This is a genomic window from Alteromonas sp. G4i35 (genome assembly GCF_054960375.1).
This window is the reverse complement of record NZ_JBHNZD010000021.1, coordinates 24053-40223: the sequence shown is the minus strand read 5'-3', so window position 1 is coordinate 40223 and position 16171 is coordinate 24053. Positions and strand designations below refer to the sequence as shown.

The following is a 16171-nucleotide window of genomic DNA, read 5'->3' as shown; positions in this document are numbered from 1 at the left end:
ACCATTCATGTGTGGCATTGCAGGATTTAGCCTTTTTAATTTCAACGAAGGCGGTGAAACTTCATTAGAAGCTATGCACAAGGCTATTCATCACAGAGGCCCAGATGCCAGCGGCATGTATATCGATGAACATATCGGCCTTTGTCATAGGCGGCTAAGTATTCTTGATCTTTCAGAAGCAGGCAATCAGCCCATGTACTCAAAAGAGGGTGACTTGGTTATTGTTTTTAATGGCGAGATCTACAACTTCCTTGAATTGCGAGCCGAGCTTGAAAACGACGGTGTTATATTTAAAAGTCATACAGATACCGAAGTTATATTAGAGCTATACGCACGCGAAGGAACCAAGTGTTTAGATAAACTAAACGGAATGTTTGCCTTTGCTCTGTGGGACAAAAACAAGCAAGAACTGTTTATTGCACGAGATCGATTGGGTAAAAAACCCCTGTACTATTTTAATGATAATGGTCGATTTGCGTTTGGCTCTGAGATTAAAGCTATATTGGCGTTGGAGAACATTCCAAGAGAAATTCGCTTAGACGCCGTATATGACTTCTTTGCATATCAATACGTTCCCGACCCAAAGAGTATTTTTAAGCACATTCACAAGTTACCACCTGCTCATTATTTAATTCTTAATAAAGACGGTTTCAGCATTCATGAATATTGGGATTTGAGCTTTAAAAACACCACAAGTGCCAGTGAAGATGCCAATAAAGCGCAGTTAAAGACCTTACTTGAAAAAGTCACTAAACAAAGAATGATCAGTGATGTTCCGCTTGGCGCTTTCTTAAGCGGCGGTGTGGATAGCTCGGGTGTTGTCGCTATGATGGCACAAGCCAGCGAAACTCCAGTAAAAACCTGTACCATAGGATTTGATGATAAAGCATTTAACGAAGCGGATTTCGCTCGTGAAATAGCTGAAAAATACGAAACAGAGCACCATGAATTTACCGTTCACCAAAACGTTAGCGACAGACTAGAACATATCGTGAGCTTTTTTGATGAACCTTTTGCTGACCCCTCGTTAGTGCCGACCTTCTTCGTTTCGGAACTGGCAAGAAAGGCTGTAACCGTTGCGCTCGCGGGAGACGGCGGCGATGAGATGTTCGCTGGCTACGAAAAGTACTCGATTGACGATGTTGAAAACAAGCTAAGAAACAAGTTTCCCGAAGCGGTCCGAAAGTCTGTTTTTCCACACTTAGCGAAATTAGCTGGAAAAGTGCCAGGCACAGTCGGTAAAAAAGCGAAATCATTACTCACAAGCTTATCTCACGAGCCAGCTATGGGCTTTTACATCACTAACAGTATGATGACAGATGAAATGTGGCAAAGCTTAGTTAAGCCTGAGGTTGCACAGCAGCTCGCCGATTACCATCCTAGTCAATATACCTTAGACATGTATAACAAAGCCGACGGTCCGGATCATTTAAGCAAAATTCTTTACACCGACATCAAGACCTACATGACAGGCGACATCTTGGTAAAAGTCGACCGCATGAGTATGGCAAATTCGTTAGAAGTACGAGCGCCTATTCTGGATTACCAAGTTGCAGAGTTCGCCGCGACCCTGCCCTCTTCACAGAAATATCGCGACGGTGAGAAAAAATACTTACTTAAAGAAGTCTTTAAGCCTTTTATCCCCGATTCACTGCTGTATAGAAAGAAAATGGGCTTCAGCACGCCATTAGATGAGTGGTTTAGAGGAGAGCTAAAAGAGCTATCTGAATCTCGACTTCTTCGTGCTCAGTGTGGACTAAATGACGTATTTGATAGCCGTGTAATAAACAAACTTTGGCACGAGCATCAAACGCGCAAAGCCGATCACGGCATAGTGATGTGGAGTATGTTGATGTATCAAATGTGGTTTGCAAAATATGCAGCGTAATTTTTCATTGGATTGCTTTAGAGCTCTCGCCATTATGTTAGTGTTTACCGCACACAGCATTTTAGCTTTTGGTGCACCTGCCATTTTGGCGCCGTTTCAATTCGGAGGAACTGGCGTGGACCTTTTCTTTGTGTTGTCAGGCTGGCTAATAGGCAACCAATTATTGCTGGAAAAGAAAAAATTTGGTGATATTGATGTACCGCGCTTTTGGATCAGGCGGTGGATGCGAACTATGCCAGCTTATTATGCTGTGCTACTTGTCACTATTTTACAGCTTTACTTAACAAAAGAAGATTTCTCTTTTCCCTGGCCTCATCTGTTCTTTTTGCAAAACTACCTTGGTGATCTTAGTGTTTTCTATGTAAGTTGGTCTTTATCCGTGGAAGAGCAATTTTACTTATTTATTGCCCCATTGTTCGTACTTACATTAGCTCTCGACAAAAAGTATCAAGTTTTCGTCTTATTAACGTTATTAGTTTGCCCTTCTATTTTTCGTTACCTCGAACTTTACTCCTCTCATACCGAAACTCACGTTAGGTTAGATTGTTGTGCGATGGGTGTATTACTAGCTTATTTGAAGCACTATAGGCAGCATGTTTGGGGTGAAGCACAGAAAAAAATTAACGTTTTTTTTATTGCTTCAATTGCAGCCTACGCGTTTTTCTATATCGCCAGGTACAATCGTGAGTGGGAAATCGGTGACCCTAGCAGCTTGGGGCTTGCATTCATGTTTGGGATTTGGATTGTCTGGGGCGAGCAAACCAACTTCAATCCAACAGGTATAGCGTCGCGCGCTGTCATGCACATATCTACACGTTCTTATGCCATGTACTTATTGCACGTTGACGCACTTGCAGTATTAAATAAACTCGACCTTAACAACACTGCTTTTTCAATCTACTACGTAGCGGCGTTGTTTATTACTCTGCTGTTGTCTGAGTGTCTGTATCGCTTCGTAGAGTTGCCTTTTATGAAGTCTCGCTCTAAGTTTTCGTTTTCGCAGTCCCGTGCGCACAACGATAGAACTCAAAAGATGAAGATGGAAGGTATATGATTAAAGTTCTACACGTTACCTATGACATGCGTATTGGCGGCACTGAAATGGTAATAAAGAATATTATTGACGGCAATTCTGATCGTTCCATTGCGATGTCGATATTCTGTATTGAAGAGCCTTTAGGACCTTGGGGAGAAGAGCTGAGAAAAGCTGGCACGGATATCTCTACCGCTCATCGTCAACCTGGCTTTGACACTTCGCTTATTAAATCGTTAAAACGGCATATCGAGCACTATGACATCGACGTCGTGCATTGCCATCAGTATACTCCTTGGGTTTACGGCACGCTTGCCTCATTGTTCACTAAAGCCAAAGTTATTTTCACAGAACACGGCAGATTTTACCCTGATTCAACGAGCTGGAAACGCCAGCTTGTAAACCCAGTTCTAATGAGAGCAACTAATAAGGCAACTGCAATCTCGCACGCCACCAAAGACGCGCTCGAAGAATATGAGTTTATTCCTAAAGCACGAATAGACGTTATTTATAACGGCATTAAATCACTTCAAGTCGATAATACAATAAAGGCCATTACAAAAAGCGAATTAGCCATTCCAGAAGAGAGTATTGTTCTTGGCACGATAGCGCGTTTTGACCCGATTAAAAATCAAGAAATGATGATAAAAGCATTTTCAGCAGCTTTGAAAGAAAATCAAAATTTAATTCTTGTACTTGTTGGAGACGGTGAAATGCGACCAACACTTGAAGCACTTGTGCAAAAAGAAGGAATTGAAGACCATGTGCGCTTTACTGGTTATATAAAAGATCCAAGCCACCATCTTGCCATTATGGATATTTTTCTACTTTCTTCGTTGAGTGAAGGCACATCCATGACGCTGCTTGAAGCTATGTCATTGTCTAAGCCTTGTATTGTTACCGATGCAGGTGGAAATTCCGAGATTGTTGAGCATCAACAAACTGGCCTGGTTACAGAAAACGCAAATCAGAAGGCATTCACTAGCGCTATCAATACACTTTGCTCATCCCCCATGTCTCTCAAAGAAATGGGGGCCAATGGCTATAGGGTATTTTGCGAAAAGTTTAATGCGACGAATATGGTGGCACAATACGCTCACCTTTATCGGAAAATAACAGGAAGATAACTATGTGTTTGACAAAACATTCGACTCAACTCCTCCTGCTAATTGTGGTTAGTGTTTTTGGTTCAACCTCTGTGACTAAAGCTTCTGCCAGTGAGCAATGTGACGATAAACGACAAGAAGTATCGCAATATCTGGGGCTAAACCAGAAAAAAGCATTGTTAACATGCACGCAAGTAAACCAAGCGTACGAATTAATTCATTCTCCTAAACTTGACATTTCGGCATGGGAATACGAAGGCGGTTTCCGGCTGTCGACCAAACGCGCTGGCAAAGCGGAGAATTCAACTGTCGATTTTTCATTGGGTATTTTCAGTCTTAGTACATCTAAAAAATCGATGTTTGTGGCTAGCAACCCAAGATTAGGAGGCATTGGTGAATTCCTTATCCCTCCAATAACAAAGTCAGAAGACTTGAGGGATTTTGTGAAAGGCGAAACTGTTCTGCAGAACTTTATTCCGCTAATAAATAACCCAAGAGTTTCAACAGGTATTGGGGGTTACTTTCGCATTACTGGCATTAAGCAAATTGATAATGCGTTAATGGTCAACTACATCAACTGGTATGATGCAACGGCCACGGAAACTGATACGAGCATTATGATATGGAATGCAAATAACCTTGCTGAGAGCAAAATGTACGGCCCTTACCAATTACAAGGCGCAGCTCATGCAGCTGGCTGGTTAAGCGAAATTCCGTCTAATTTAACCGACCTTTTTGACGCTTCGCACATCACGGGCTCACAATCTAACGCAGCGATATCCTCTAGGTTGTCTATTGGCCCGACGGCATTTGCCTTTAACCCCAGAAAAGATGTTATTTACGGTCCGTCAGGGTTTGTTCAAACACAGGCCCTGCTCGACTTTTCCATGAAAAACCCACTTTACGACCACAGCGTATATGAATATCAACCGGAATTTAAACCCTTAAGTATTAATGAAGACGGGTTAAACAAAATGTGGACACTGTCTTCGGGGGCCTCTTTTGGTTTCATTATCCCTGGTACACGCACTTATTTGACACTGGGTAAATCAGCTGGTCACGAAAGTGGTATTGGCTATAAAATCGAGCAAAACAATGGACATAAATGCGGAGGTCCATGCCCATACGATGCATCTGATTACTATAGTTTTTATTGGGCATGGGACGTGGTAGATTTACTGAAAGCCAAGCTTAATTTAACAATGCCCTACAATCTTCAACCTTACGAACACGGCAAGTTTCCTTTGCCCGCAAGGTACAAAGGATTGGCAATAGGTGGAGCCGACTATGATGCTGAGCAAGGAAGGCTATTTATTTCCTTAACAAAAGGCGACACGCTTGGAAAATATGCTAGACCACCTTTGTTTCTTACCTATAAACGTAAAGTATCCACACTAAAAAATGAAACAAAATAATCAAAAAGTGAGTGTCATTATGCCTGCTTATAATTCTTCTCACTACGTAGAAGAATCAATAAGCAGTGTGCTGAATCAAACTCACCGAAATATTGAGCTTATAGTGATTGACGATGGTTCCACAGATGAGACGTGGACCATTATAAATGCATGGTCAGAACGTGACGACCGCATAATTGCTATGAGACAAAAAAATCAAGGTGTTTCTGCGGCCCGCAACAATGCTATTTCGAAGTCTAAGGGCGATTTTATCGCATTTTGTGACTCGGACGACGTATGGTATGCAAACAAGCTTGAACGCCAATTAGATACAATTGGAGACGCGGTATGGTCGCACTGCGACTCGCAATATGTAGGTCTGGGATACGAGGACAAAACGGTTTACCGCTCTACTTACAGCCACCTTTATGACGAAAATATATTCGCGCATTTAGCTGTCGAAAATTTTATCACTACTTCATCACTTTTAATTAAGTCGGATATTTTTAAAAGCTTTTGTGGGTTTGATGAGTCTTTAGTGGCGCTGGAAGACTGGAAACTATGGCTTCAAATTGCTAAAGAGCATCCAATCGTTCTATGTAACGAAGTGCTTTTAGATTATAGGGTACAACCACAATCTACGTCTCGCAATGCTCGCTCATTATTACCTGTACATCTCGAAATTCTTGATGAAACCTTCAACGACGAAGAATTGAGAAACAGCACATTAAAAAAAGAAGCTAAATGCCGTGCTTATCTTATTTTTTCTTATATCGCTGAAGAGAAAAACGATCACCTTTTCTCTTTGCAATGTTCGTTAAATCTTTTTCTATGCAAAGGAAATGCTATGAGCGTTAAGCGCATATTGCGAACTTTTGTTAACTTAATCACCCAAAAGAAGCGATAAATATGAAGTTGGGACATAGTAAGGATCGATTAATAGAATTTATTAAGTTCGATCACAACAGCAAAAAAGGGCTACTTGTTGCGTGTGTAAGGTTATGTGCATTTGCACTATGGAAACTTGGTTCTAGAAGTAAGGCGTTCGCTCTGGTTTCAGCAGTTTTCAGAACGGGGTGGTCTGGCAGTTACTCACTAGGTGTAGAGTACGCTAAACGGTATTTCGTTAACGGTCAGCAATATGAAAACGAAATACAGGACGCATTTATTAATGCCGTTGAGCCTCTATCAAATACGGCGGAATTCTTTACCGAACCTGAAAAGATGCTAAATGGAATTATCACCGTACTGAAAAAGCCAAATGGGTCTGAGAAAGGCGTAATTATTATTAACTATAGTTACTACTTCCCTTTGTTCCTACGCTTTTTCAAAGCAGAAGAAATTTTAGAAAATTATCATCTCATTCTAGAGCCTAGTTGGGCAGGATTTTGCGAGTCGAATATTCTTATTTACACGCAGCTAAAGTTCCCAATTTTCATTCAAACCTATGAAGAAAGAGACTACAACTTCGTTAAAGCACTCAATTCAAATCTTATTCCAATTAAGGTCGGCCCAAGCTGGTTTATAAATTATAAGAATTTCGCTCCCCCCCTTAAAGATGAAGAAAGAGACATAGATTTAATTGTTGTGGCTGCATGGGCGAAGTACAAGCGTCAAAGAGCACTTTTCCAAGCTTTGAAGGGCGTAGTGTCAAGAAAGCCCGACTTCAAGATTGTATTAGTCGGATACCCTGGTGACATATCACAATCTGATATCCTTTCGTATGCAGATGAAATGGGGCTTGCTGACAATGTAAAGATTTACGAATGGATAACACCTCAAGAAGTCGCTGAATTATATAAGCGGGCAAAAATAAACGTCTTGTGGTCAAAGTTTGAGGGTAACAACAGGGCGATTATTGAAGGAATGCTGTGTGATACACCGGTAATAATGAGAGAAAACCATAATTACGGTGAAAAATACGATTTTATAAATGCACAAACAGGTTACTTTGCAAACGAGCAAGATCTTGAATCTAAGGTATTGAGTTTATTAAACAATGAGGGAACTTTCTCTCCAAGAGAGTATATTTTAAATAACAGGAATTGCGACGTAGCCACTCAAATGATGCAAGACGTGATAAGAGACTACGAGATAGAACAAAATAGCGACGTAAAATGGCACTCAAACCTCGCAGTAAAAGTGAATGACTTACATGGCATGCATTATCTTTATGAAGAGCAGGATGCATTTGACGATTGTTATAGCTGGATTGAAAAGAAACTAAAATGAATAAAGAGAAAGATGATGAGTTGGTAGTGTTAATCCAACAGCTTGGTGGAAAGGTAAACTACCTGCCCAATCCTGGCAATGCAGGTGACTCACTTATCGCATGTGCAACGTATCAATTTTTTGAAAGAAACAATATAGAGTACAAATGCTGCCAGTCAGAAAAAGATATTTCAGACAATGATATTCTTGTTTATGGTGGAGGCGGCAATTTTGGTGGTGAAAATAGCCGTGTTGGTTATTACATCAAAAAATACGCTTCTCGCGTGAAAGCCTTTATATTGTTACCTCACACGCTTTTTGGTGCAGAAGAGTTATTGCAATCGCTTCCTGAAACCGTTCATCTCTTTTGTCGAGAACGAGTTTCTTACGAATTTGCTAGCGAAATGGTAACAAGAGCCAACGTATACCTTCACGATGACATGGTATTAAGCGCAGATGTGGAAAAGATGCTATCAAAACCTGCCAGCCAATCGGCGTTGGGTAGTGTTGGTTCAGAATTGAAGCGCCGCGCACTCTTTAAAAATGAAGATTTTGGTATATCGCTGAAGCACTACCTTGCCTACACTTTAAAATCACTGTTTGGTCATCCCTACCCGAGCAAACCTCAAAGCGGTGAACTCAATGCATTTAGAATAGACGTTGAAAAAACTGACATTCTCATTCCCTCAGACAACGTCGACGTATCGGCACTGTATGAGTTGAGTTCATGCGAACCTAAGCTCGCCAAGCTGTCTACATTTCGTTTTTTATCTCACATTAACGCCTTTGAAACGGTGAACACCAACAGGCTGCACGTAGCCATTGCGGCGGCTAAGTTAGGTAAAAAAGTAAATCTATACGGTAATAACTACTTTAAAATACGCGCTATTTACGAGTATTCACTTAAAGGAAAATACGCAAACGTAGTGTGGAAAGAATAAGCGCAATATTCATTAAGCTATCTATTGCTGACCATACTTTAAGTATGCTCAGCAATAGGAACGCTGCAACTCATTCGATTTAACAACTAAATAACTCTTCATTAAATCAACTTGCCCGCCTAGAGCGAATAAAGCGCAAGCCTAACGAACTAACTTCTTCAAGTATTCTGTGCCTTTTAAATAAAAACAGAAAAAATAAACACGCTACAAGATAAACTCCAAAGTATAGAGCACTCCCTAATACAAGATAGAGTATTCCCTGCCCCGTCAACATTTGTGCTGATAAGACAGCGCCAAAACACGCCGAGGCCAACAGCGCACACATAAACAGTAAGCTAACTACGGGCAGCCCAAACCGCATAGAACAAAACACCAGCAAGATGCCCAGCACAGTGAAAGCAAATACTAGCCTTGCGATAATAAATTCTTCCATACTGCCTGAGAAGAAAAACGCAAACAGGCCTAATAATAAGCTCAACGTTACCATTTCATAAACCGACAATAGCTTTACATCACCATTTGCAATAAGCCCTTGCTGAACAAAAGTGGACACGGCAAATGTAATGGTGAACACGGCTAATAGCGGTAATAAGTGCGCAAAGGGCAGCCACTGCTGTCCTAAAAACAGCGAAACAAGTTCTTGGTTAAAAACGTGTAGATAACCGATTACGGGAAAAATCGCACAAAGCAGTATGGTAAGCACAACCACAATGTGCTCTCCAATTGGATCGCCCCTTCTTTTTATTTCAGAAAAGCTTGCTAGGAATACATTAGAAACAGGAGCGATTATTTCTCTACTTGGTAAGAATGAAAGGTTTCTCATTAAGCTAAAACCACCAAGCTGATCTGCACCGTACATTTTACTAATGAAAATCACGTCGAACTCGGCGCGCACGTACCCCAAAATTGAACGAATGAGCATCCACAATGAAAAACTCATTTGCTCCTTTATCCGGCTCAATGAAAACTTCAAAGGATAAGGCGCATACCAATGAGAGAGCAGTGTTTTGCTGGTGTATGCTGCCAGCACGCCTATTATCATGGCCCAATAGTTCTCTAAAATGAAAGCCAGTACCACTGTAACTAAGAAACTCACAACTCTCTCAATCAAGAGTATTTTAGAAATGATGCCGTATTCCAAATCTCTTCTATGCATAAAGAGTTGGGGGCTAGCAAAGGCAGAAATTGGTAACACAAGTGCCATAGCGCGTATCGCAGATTCAGCTTCTGGTGCGTTCAAAAAGTTGGCCAGTACAGGCGTAAGTGCAAGCAGCGCAACAAACAACGCGAGTTTAGACAATATTGAAATCGTCCATGCCGTTACAATATCGCTATCATCCAGGGTCTTCTTCTGAATAATATATTGCTGAGTGCCTCCCTCAGACAATGTATCGAAAAGAAAGACAAGCATTGTAGCTATTGCAACTACGCCAAAATCTTGGGGCGTTAATAAACGCGCAAGAATCAGCAGGCTAATAATACCTATGCCGCGTTGGAATAATCGAACAATAAGGATCAGCGACGTACTGCTGGCCACTTTTCTCGCTAAGTTCAAACTTTTAAATCCTTATCGACTGTGTTCCACACAAAGCACACATCAAGAAGCCTTGATGTAGAACGCACAACAGTTTTCATTTATCAACATTCCTTGAGTCAGTGAAATATTCAGTCAAACACGGCATGCGTGAAGTTTTTTTCAGCGTCATTCTCGCAACGCTTTATACTTTGCGAAAAGTCGTGCCCTTCCAGCATTTTTTCAACAATACTAACCAAACTATCAGGCGACACTTCAAAATCCCCTACCCGAAATTTCTCTGGCCAATCAATATCTTTAAGAAAGTTGCTGGCTTTTTCATGCACTTCGGCTAATAAAAAAGGAACGTGAGCCATAAACGCGTAAATTGCGCCATGTAGTCTAAAGCTTAAAAATGCGTCACAGTCGCCAATCTGATGCCACATACTCATAGGGTCGGTGACATAGTCGAACAGCTCAACGCTCACAGACGGGTCAAGAAGTCGAACAAATTCCTGCGTTGCAGCCATGTCACCGTGCAATTCATGGCCGTTGAACACAAAGAGTCTAAGCGTAACATCACCGCCCCTTTTAGCATTCAACGTATTAATTGCGGACGCCAGAATTTGCAGTCGTTCGCTATTTTCGTGACGCACTTTTCCTGTTTTTCCACTGAACGAACACAGTGCTAACCCGATGGTCGATTTAGTGCTCTCCTGCTTTGCTTTTAAATCTAACTTGTCAACCTTTGGCAACAGCCCAGCAAGATCGAAGGCATGTGTGCAAGGTAAGTCTAAATTGTAACTCTGCACCAATTCATAAGACTTAAGGTCTCTAACACAAAGAAAAGACATGCGTTTCATAAACTCGATAACTTTCTTTTCGTGTGCCACCGAATCAAAGGGACCTACAGAAACCCCAATAGCCCCAATCTTTAAATCATACTTTTCAAAGTTTTTATTGGCATATTCCATTTCCCACCAGTCTTTGCCGTGGAAGATGGAACCACCAGAATACACAAGATGCTTATTTTTCTTAAAATGCCTATCTAACAATAACTCGTTAATGAACTGCAGACGATATGGCAATGTTTTCATAATCGGCTTTGCATTGTTGGATAGCTTAGGAATTTTTTTAGAAAAGAAATAACTGGTATCAGCGCCCCAGTAATGCTGCGCTCCCCACTCTGCGACTTTGCAAAAGCAATCGTCGCCCGTATTTTTCATACCGTAGAAGCCACTAAAGGTAACATTCATACCTATCCCTTATTTTGTTCAATGCGCGCAATTCCACAAACTATTTTTTGCATTAACACCATGGCTTGCTGCTTTATTGCATTTATGATTAATCTTTGGCGATTTTTGACGCTAGGCTATTTATGTAACTACCCGCTTCTGCATTTTCAGCAAGCTTCACATCAAGCTTACTTCGGTCGCTGCTACATTCAGCTAGAAGCGACTCAACTCTATGCTTCAAAACAGATGCGTCTTCTGCTTGCTTAACATCAACCCCGTCAACTTCCGTGTGTGATGTCAAGAATGCCTTCATTTTGTCATCGCACAGTAACGGCAAGAAAGGAATTCCCATACCGAAACCCATTATACAGCCGTGCAGACGACTACTCACAATAACGCGAGCATTACTTACCTTTTTCAGCATTCGAACATGAGAAGAATCCATATTAGTATGCTCTTGATATTCCAACCCCAAAGCTTCAGCTACAGCCATCAGATTTTTTGATATTGTATCTAGGTCAGCGCCTGCCAACCTTACATCTGACGGATGGATTAGATGCAAAAGAACGTTTGAAGAACGTGCTTGTGATTGCCAGTAACGTGGAACCAGATAGTTTATTGAGGGGCAAGCGGTAAGAACTAGTTTATTTGGTGCAAATTGCTCTAAAAAGTTGAAGGTATATTCATCTCTCACGCCTAAATGGTCGGCGCCTTTCGCGATTTTAGGAAATAAATCACCTTTCATTTCCCCTCTTCCAGACATCTTATTAATGCCAATACCATGCGCGGTGAAACGCAAGCCACTTTGTAGTACATCGTGCCAAAAAGGTTCAAAGACTGGCTGTAAAAGGCCTCCTCCGCCAATTACCAGCAGCACATTTGGGTTATGCTGTTTTAAGTAGTCAATGTGCGCTTTAAACTCTTTTAACCATACAGGAGAACAAAAGAGGTCGGGGCCGTCTTTACCCACTATTTCTTTTAAACCAAGATGGGAAATATAGTCCCCAACGTTTCTTTTGTTTGCATAAATGTAAACGACAGGAGCGGTTTTTAAGTATTTTTTCCTCGTGAACTTTTGCTTTAAGTAGAATGAAAGTGAGCCATAAAGATCAAATTTTTCAGCAAAATACAGTTCAAAACGCCATCGCAAAGGTTCCACCAACTTGGATATCAAGAAATACATTCCTTTTTTTATTTTCATTTCAATAATGTCAAATATGTAGAAGCAATATGTTCGGCGGTATGCTCCCAAGTAAACTTGGATGAAATCGTTAGGCCTTTTTTTACTTTTTCATTGTAGAGCTGTTCGTCTGTAAGGAGGCTGCCTACAGCACTACTTAACGCAAGAAAGTCTTCAGCTTCTGCGCTACAAATCGCATCTTGCCCAATTTCTATAAGCACGTCAGCTTCAGAAGTTACTACTGGTGTTCCAGAAGCCATTGATTGCACAAGAGGAAACCCAAAGCCTTCTTCGCGCGATGCAAAAATAAACACCTTTGAGGTTTTCATTGCTTGAATAAGCTCGTCTTCGGTAACCCAGCCTTTTATAACAATGTCATTTTCAATTCCCAATGCTCGAATGGTTTTGGAAATGATAGAGTCTTCCCCTCCAACAAACCCTAAAATAGTGAGGGGATGTGCTTTCTGCAACTCTTTAGGTAACTGCGCCCATGCTTTTAACATGTTCTCAGGGTTCTTCTGATGACTGTCGCCGCCAAGCATGAGAACGCCTTTCTTCAAGACCGGGTTAGTAGGTGGCTCAAAACCTTTAGGAATACCATGGTAAACATAAGAAACTTTGCCCTTTAATGTTGGGAAAGTACTCGTGATATCGCCCATCGAGTATTTTGAAATGGTTAAAATGTGATCAGAAAAAACCAAACCTAACCTATACACTGCCCACAAATACACCTTCTGTCTTAAAAAATAAAAATTCTCTTTTAAAGTTCTGCCTTTATAGTAGCGAAAAATATTAAGAGAATGCCACTCCATTAAATCATGAGTTGTAGTTATTTGTTTAACGCGAGACAGCAAACAGACCCTATTACCTGGCATATGAAAAAGGTTAATTTTGTATTTTTTTAGTTGCTTGGGTAACAACCACTGCTCCCAAAGTATCTCTGTCTCAGCATCGATATTAACTAAAGTTACGTTCGGAAAGTTGGAAAAACGACTTAAACGTTGCTCGTAGTGTGAAATCTCATCATTGTATTCAAACTGCCGATTAATAAAAAAGTAAAAATCGACATTTGGCATCACCTTTGGCAAACGCTGGCAAAGCATATATACATATTGAGGCATACCCCTAAGTGGGCGTAAAACAAATCGAGCATCAATTCCTATTCTGTATCGCATAGAAGTAATTACTGGCTGTAGTTTGTCACCCATTCAAATCCCCTTACTAGCAAATTTACGTGAAATCAAACGACGTCCGGGGACTTCAACAAGTTGGTAACACATTGTAGAAAAAATTAGGACTATTGCGATATAAGCGAAAATATTAAAAATAGAGGCATTTTGACTGTCTTCCATCAATAGCATAACAAACCAATTGAGTAAAAAGGTATGGCTTAAATAGACAGAGTAAGATATGTCGCCAAGCCATATAAAAGGTTTAAGCTCAAGCAGCCTGTGAATTGGCCCTTTAGACAAAAGAAGTCCTAAAAGCATACAAAAGAATAACCCAGGCGCGTAAAAGTGATTGGCAGTAGTATTTAGAATTAATCCATAGAAAGACAAGAAGGAGATACAAAAAAGCCACTTACCAAAAGCAATTTCTTTATCTTTCAATCTGTAATGGATGATGTAAAGGCACATTCCGTTGAAGAAACCGAAAACGCAACGAAGGAGTCCTAGGTCCCCAATATTATCCCCTAATGAACGAGCTCCAATTACCGTGTAGGCAATCGCGGTGATGCTTAGCGAAACTAATAGAGCAATAACAGCATAGCGTCGGAACTTTGCGATAAAACCAGCAGTAAATGCAAAAGCCAAATAAGCACAAAACTCTCCGCTGATAGTCCATGACGGAGTATTCCACATTGACCAAAAATCGGAGCTGATAAACCAAAGATCTAAAAGCATAAGTTTGATGAAGAAGCTTTCTGCGGTAAATGCTCCTTCGGGTACTACTCTATCTGTTAAATACAAGGCAAGAGGAATGCTGAGGTAGCTCAAAAGAACAAAAACGTGAAGTGGATAAATTCTTGCTATGCGCTTAATTATAAAGACTTTTTTAGCCTGCCAAGTGTCATTACTCGAAAAGTGTTTCATATAGTTAAAAGAAATAATGAAACCGCTCAGTAGAAAAAAGAAATCTACCGCTAAATAACCTTTCTCAAAGAATATACTAATAAACTGCGGCACATCGTATGCTACCAACCAATGCTTTATATGATAAAGAACGACAAAGAATGCAGCGATTCCTCTTATTGAAGTAAGATAATTCATTTATGACTCTTCTACTGTACTTAGAGCTAGAGAGACTCCATATAGATAATAGATCCATGGATAAAATGCTACGCCAATGAAGAAACCACCGACACAATAAATAATTAAAGAATGGCTTAATGCACCGCCAATGACCCCAACTTCTCCACCCAACCGCTTAATAGTCCTTCTGTTGAGCAAAATTGTATGCAATAAAATTGACAGAAATAGAAATAGTCCCCCGTAACCGGTTTCGCCAAGCACTTCGAAGAATATATTGTGAAATGCTTTACCGCCTCTTTGTTTTATTTCTATTTCGTCACCTTGCTGATAGTGGTGCAAAATTCCAGCATTTGCATTGTAGCTGTAAAAGCCGCCCCCAAAAAAAGGCCTATGAGAAACATAGTCTAATGTCCACCTCCACACTACAATTCGACCTATCGCTGACTTTTCAGATGTTGTAGCATCTTCTATAGAAGACATGCGGTAAAACCAAGACTTGGGCGCAACTGTATAAATAAGCAAAGGAATCATACATATAGCCAGAAACACTTTAAAATTTATCTTGTGCTTTTTCAGAAGTAATCCTATATACGCAGCCAACGCTACTAGACCCGTTCTAGCTTGAGTACCAACAACTGTGAGTAAAGATAGAGCAGAGTAAGCTAAAGACAGCCAGCGAAAAGCACTCCATGACTGTGCAATTTTTGAGGATGACTTTAAGGCAACAAACAAAGGTATAAGGCACACTGCTAGCGATGCCAGTGTAGAACCTTCTGAATACATAAACCCACCGATTCCGATAAGTGAAACCCCGTAACCTCCCCCCCCTAATAAGGTTTTTATCCCAGCCATAAAAAGGAATAACCCAAAAGAAGCAACACATATCCAAAGAAACATCTCGACATGAGCCCTTTTAGTTAATGTAAAAGGAATAAAGTAAGCAAAAATAAGTGTTTTTATTACAAAGTCGTACTTAATCCAGACGACGTTTTGATATTCACCGAGAAATGAAGCTATCGTTACCCAAACCATAAAACCTATCATAATAAAGTGATATGATTTACTTTTGGGAACACGCAGCTTATTAAAATTAAAAATTAAAACTAAAAAGAACAATGCCGTAGTAATTAAAGAAAGTGGCTGCCCGGCCAAGAAGGCAAAAGAAGTGTTCTGAGGTTTAACAAGGTTTATCCACACTGCCAAACAGGCGGCTACATGCGGCCGAGTAAAAGAATAAAACATCAGAGCTAATAAAATTAAGCTCATGAAAATATCTGTAACCATCAACTAGTCTCTTATTATTTTTTTTCTTTATTTTCGTTTTTACTTGTCTTTGTAGTACTACTTTTTTTTTCAAGCTTCATATAAAAAACTATTATCATCATCATTACAAAGAAATGAATCAGTGTTGAAAGGCT

The 16171-nt window shown here is 40.4% G+C and carries 13 protein-coding genes; 7 read left to right on the top strand and 6 right to left on the bottom strand.

Going from position 1 to position 16171, the window contains the following annotated elements:
- The first annotated feature begins 7 nt into the window (after positions 1-7).
- From asnB to ACFI6L_RS14295, 7 genes are read left to right on the top strand one after another with little or no spacing between them, the layout of a single operon-like run.
- Positions 8-1888 (top strand): asparagine synthase (glutamine-hydrolyzing), encoded by a 1881-nt coding sequence (asnB, locus tag ACFI6L_RS14325; protein WP_462574257.1) that lies wholly within the window; start codon positions 8-10, stop codon positions 1886-1888.
- Positions 1878-2942, top strand: a complete 1065-nt coding sequence (locus tag ACFI6L_RS14320; protein ID WP_239300763.1) for an acyltransferase family protein — start codon at positions 1878-1880, stop codon at positions 2940-2942. The genes asnB and ACFI6L_RS14320 overlap by 11 nt, the downstream gene beginning before the upstream one ends.
- Entirely contained in the window at positions 2939-4048 is a 1110-nt protein-coding gene (locus ACFI6L_RS14315) for a glycosyltransferase family 4 protein (protein WP_462574255.1), read from the top strand. The genes ACFI6L_RS14320 and ACFI6L_RS14315 overlap by 4 nt, the downstream gene beginning before the upstream one ends.
- An 8-nt stretch (positions 4049-4056) precedes the next feature.
- Positions 4057-5442, top strand: a complete 1386-nt coding sequence (locus ACFI6L_RS14310) for a hypothetical protein (RefSeq protein ID WP_239300762.1) — start codon at positions 4057-4059, stop codon at positions 5440-5442.
- The gene (locus ACFI6L_RS14305) at positions 5429-6328 is read left to right on the top strand and encodes a glycosyltransferase family 2 protein (RefSeq protein WP_462574254.1); all 900 of its coding nucleotides are present in this window, start codon (positions 5429-5431) and stop codon (positions 6326-6328) included. Before ACFI6L_RS14310 ends, ACFI6L_RS14305 begins: the two co-directional genes overlap by 14 nt.
- 2 nt (positions 6329-6330) lie before the next feature.
- Entirely contained in the window at positions 6331-7653 is a 1323-nt protein-coding gene (locus ACFI6L_RS14300) for a glycosyltransferase (protein WP_462574253.1), read from the top strand.
- Positions 7650-8573, top strand: a complete 924-nt coding sequence (locus ACFI6L_RS14295) for a polysaccharide pyruvyl transferase family protein (RefSeq protein WP_462574252.1) — start codon at positions 7650-7652, stop codon at positions 8571-8573. Before ACFI6L_RS14300 ends, ACFI6L_RS14295 begins: the two co-directional genes overlap by 4 nt.
- A 106-nt stretch (positions 8574-8679) precedes the next feature.
- Here ACFI6L_RS14295 and ACFI6L_RS14290 read toward each other — a convergent pair whose 3' ends face one another.
- From ACFI6L_RS14290 to ACFI6L_RS14265, 6 genes are all read right to left on the bottom strand, one after another.
- Entirely contained in the window at positions 8680-10128 is a 1449-nt protein-coding gene (locus ACFI6L_RS14290; protein ID WP_462574251.1) for an oligosaccharide flippase family protein, read from the bottom strand.
- Between the two features lie 110 nt (positions 10129-10238).
- The gene (locus tag ACFI6L_RS14285; RefSeq protein WP_462574250.1) at positions 10239-11342 is read right to left on the bottom strand and encodes a polysaccharide pyruvyl transferase family protein; all 1104 of its coding nucleotides are present in this window, start codon (positions 11340-11342) and stop codon (positions 10239-10241) included.
- 88 nt (positions 11343-11430) lie between these two features.
- Positions 11431-12495: a polysaccharide pyruvyl transferase family protein gene (locus ACFI6L_RS14280; protein WP_462574249.1), complete on the bottom strand. Its 1065-nt coding sequence runs from the start codon at positions 12493-12495 to the stop codon at positions 11431-11433.
- Positions 12496-12518: 23 nt separating this feature from the next.
- Entirely contained in the window at positions 12519-13709 is a 1191-nt protein-coding gene (locus tag ACFI6L_RS14275; protein WP_462574248.1) for a glycosyltransferase family 4 protein, read from the bottom strand.
- Complete coding sequence (locus ACFI6L_RS14270) at positions 13710-14771, bottom strand: acyltransferase family protein (protein WP_462574247.1); 1062 nt, start codon at positions 14769-14771, stop codon at positions 13710-13712.
- Complete coding sequence (locus tag ACFI6L_RS14265) at positions 14772-16037, bottom strand: putative O-glycosylation ligase, exosortase A system-associated (RefSeq protein ID WP_462574246.1); 1266 nt, start codon at positions 16035-16037, stop codon at positions 14772-14774.
- Positions 16038-16171: the final 134 nt, after the last annotated feature.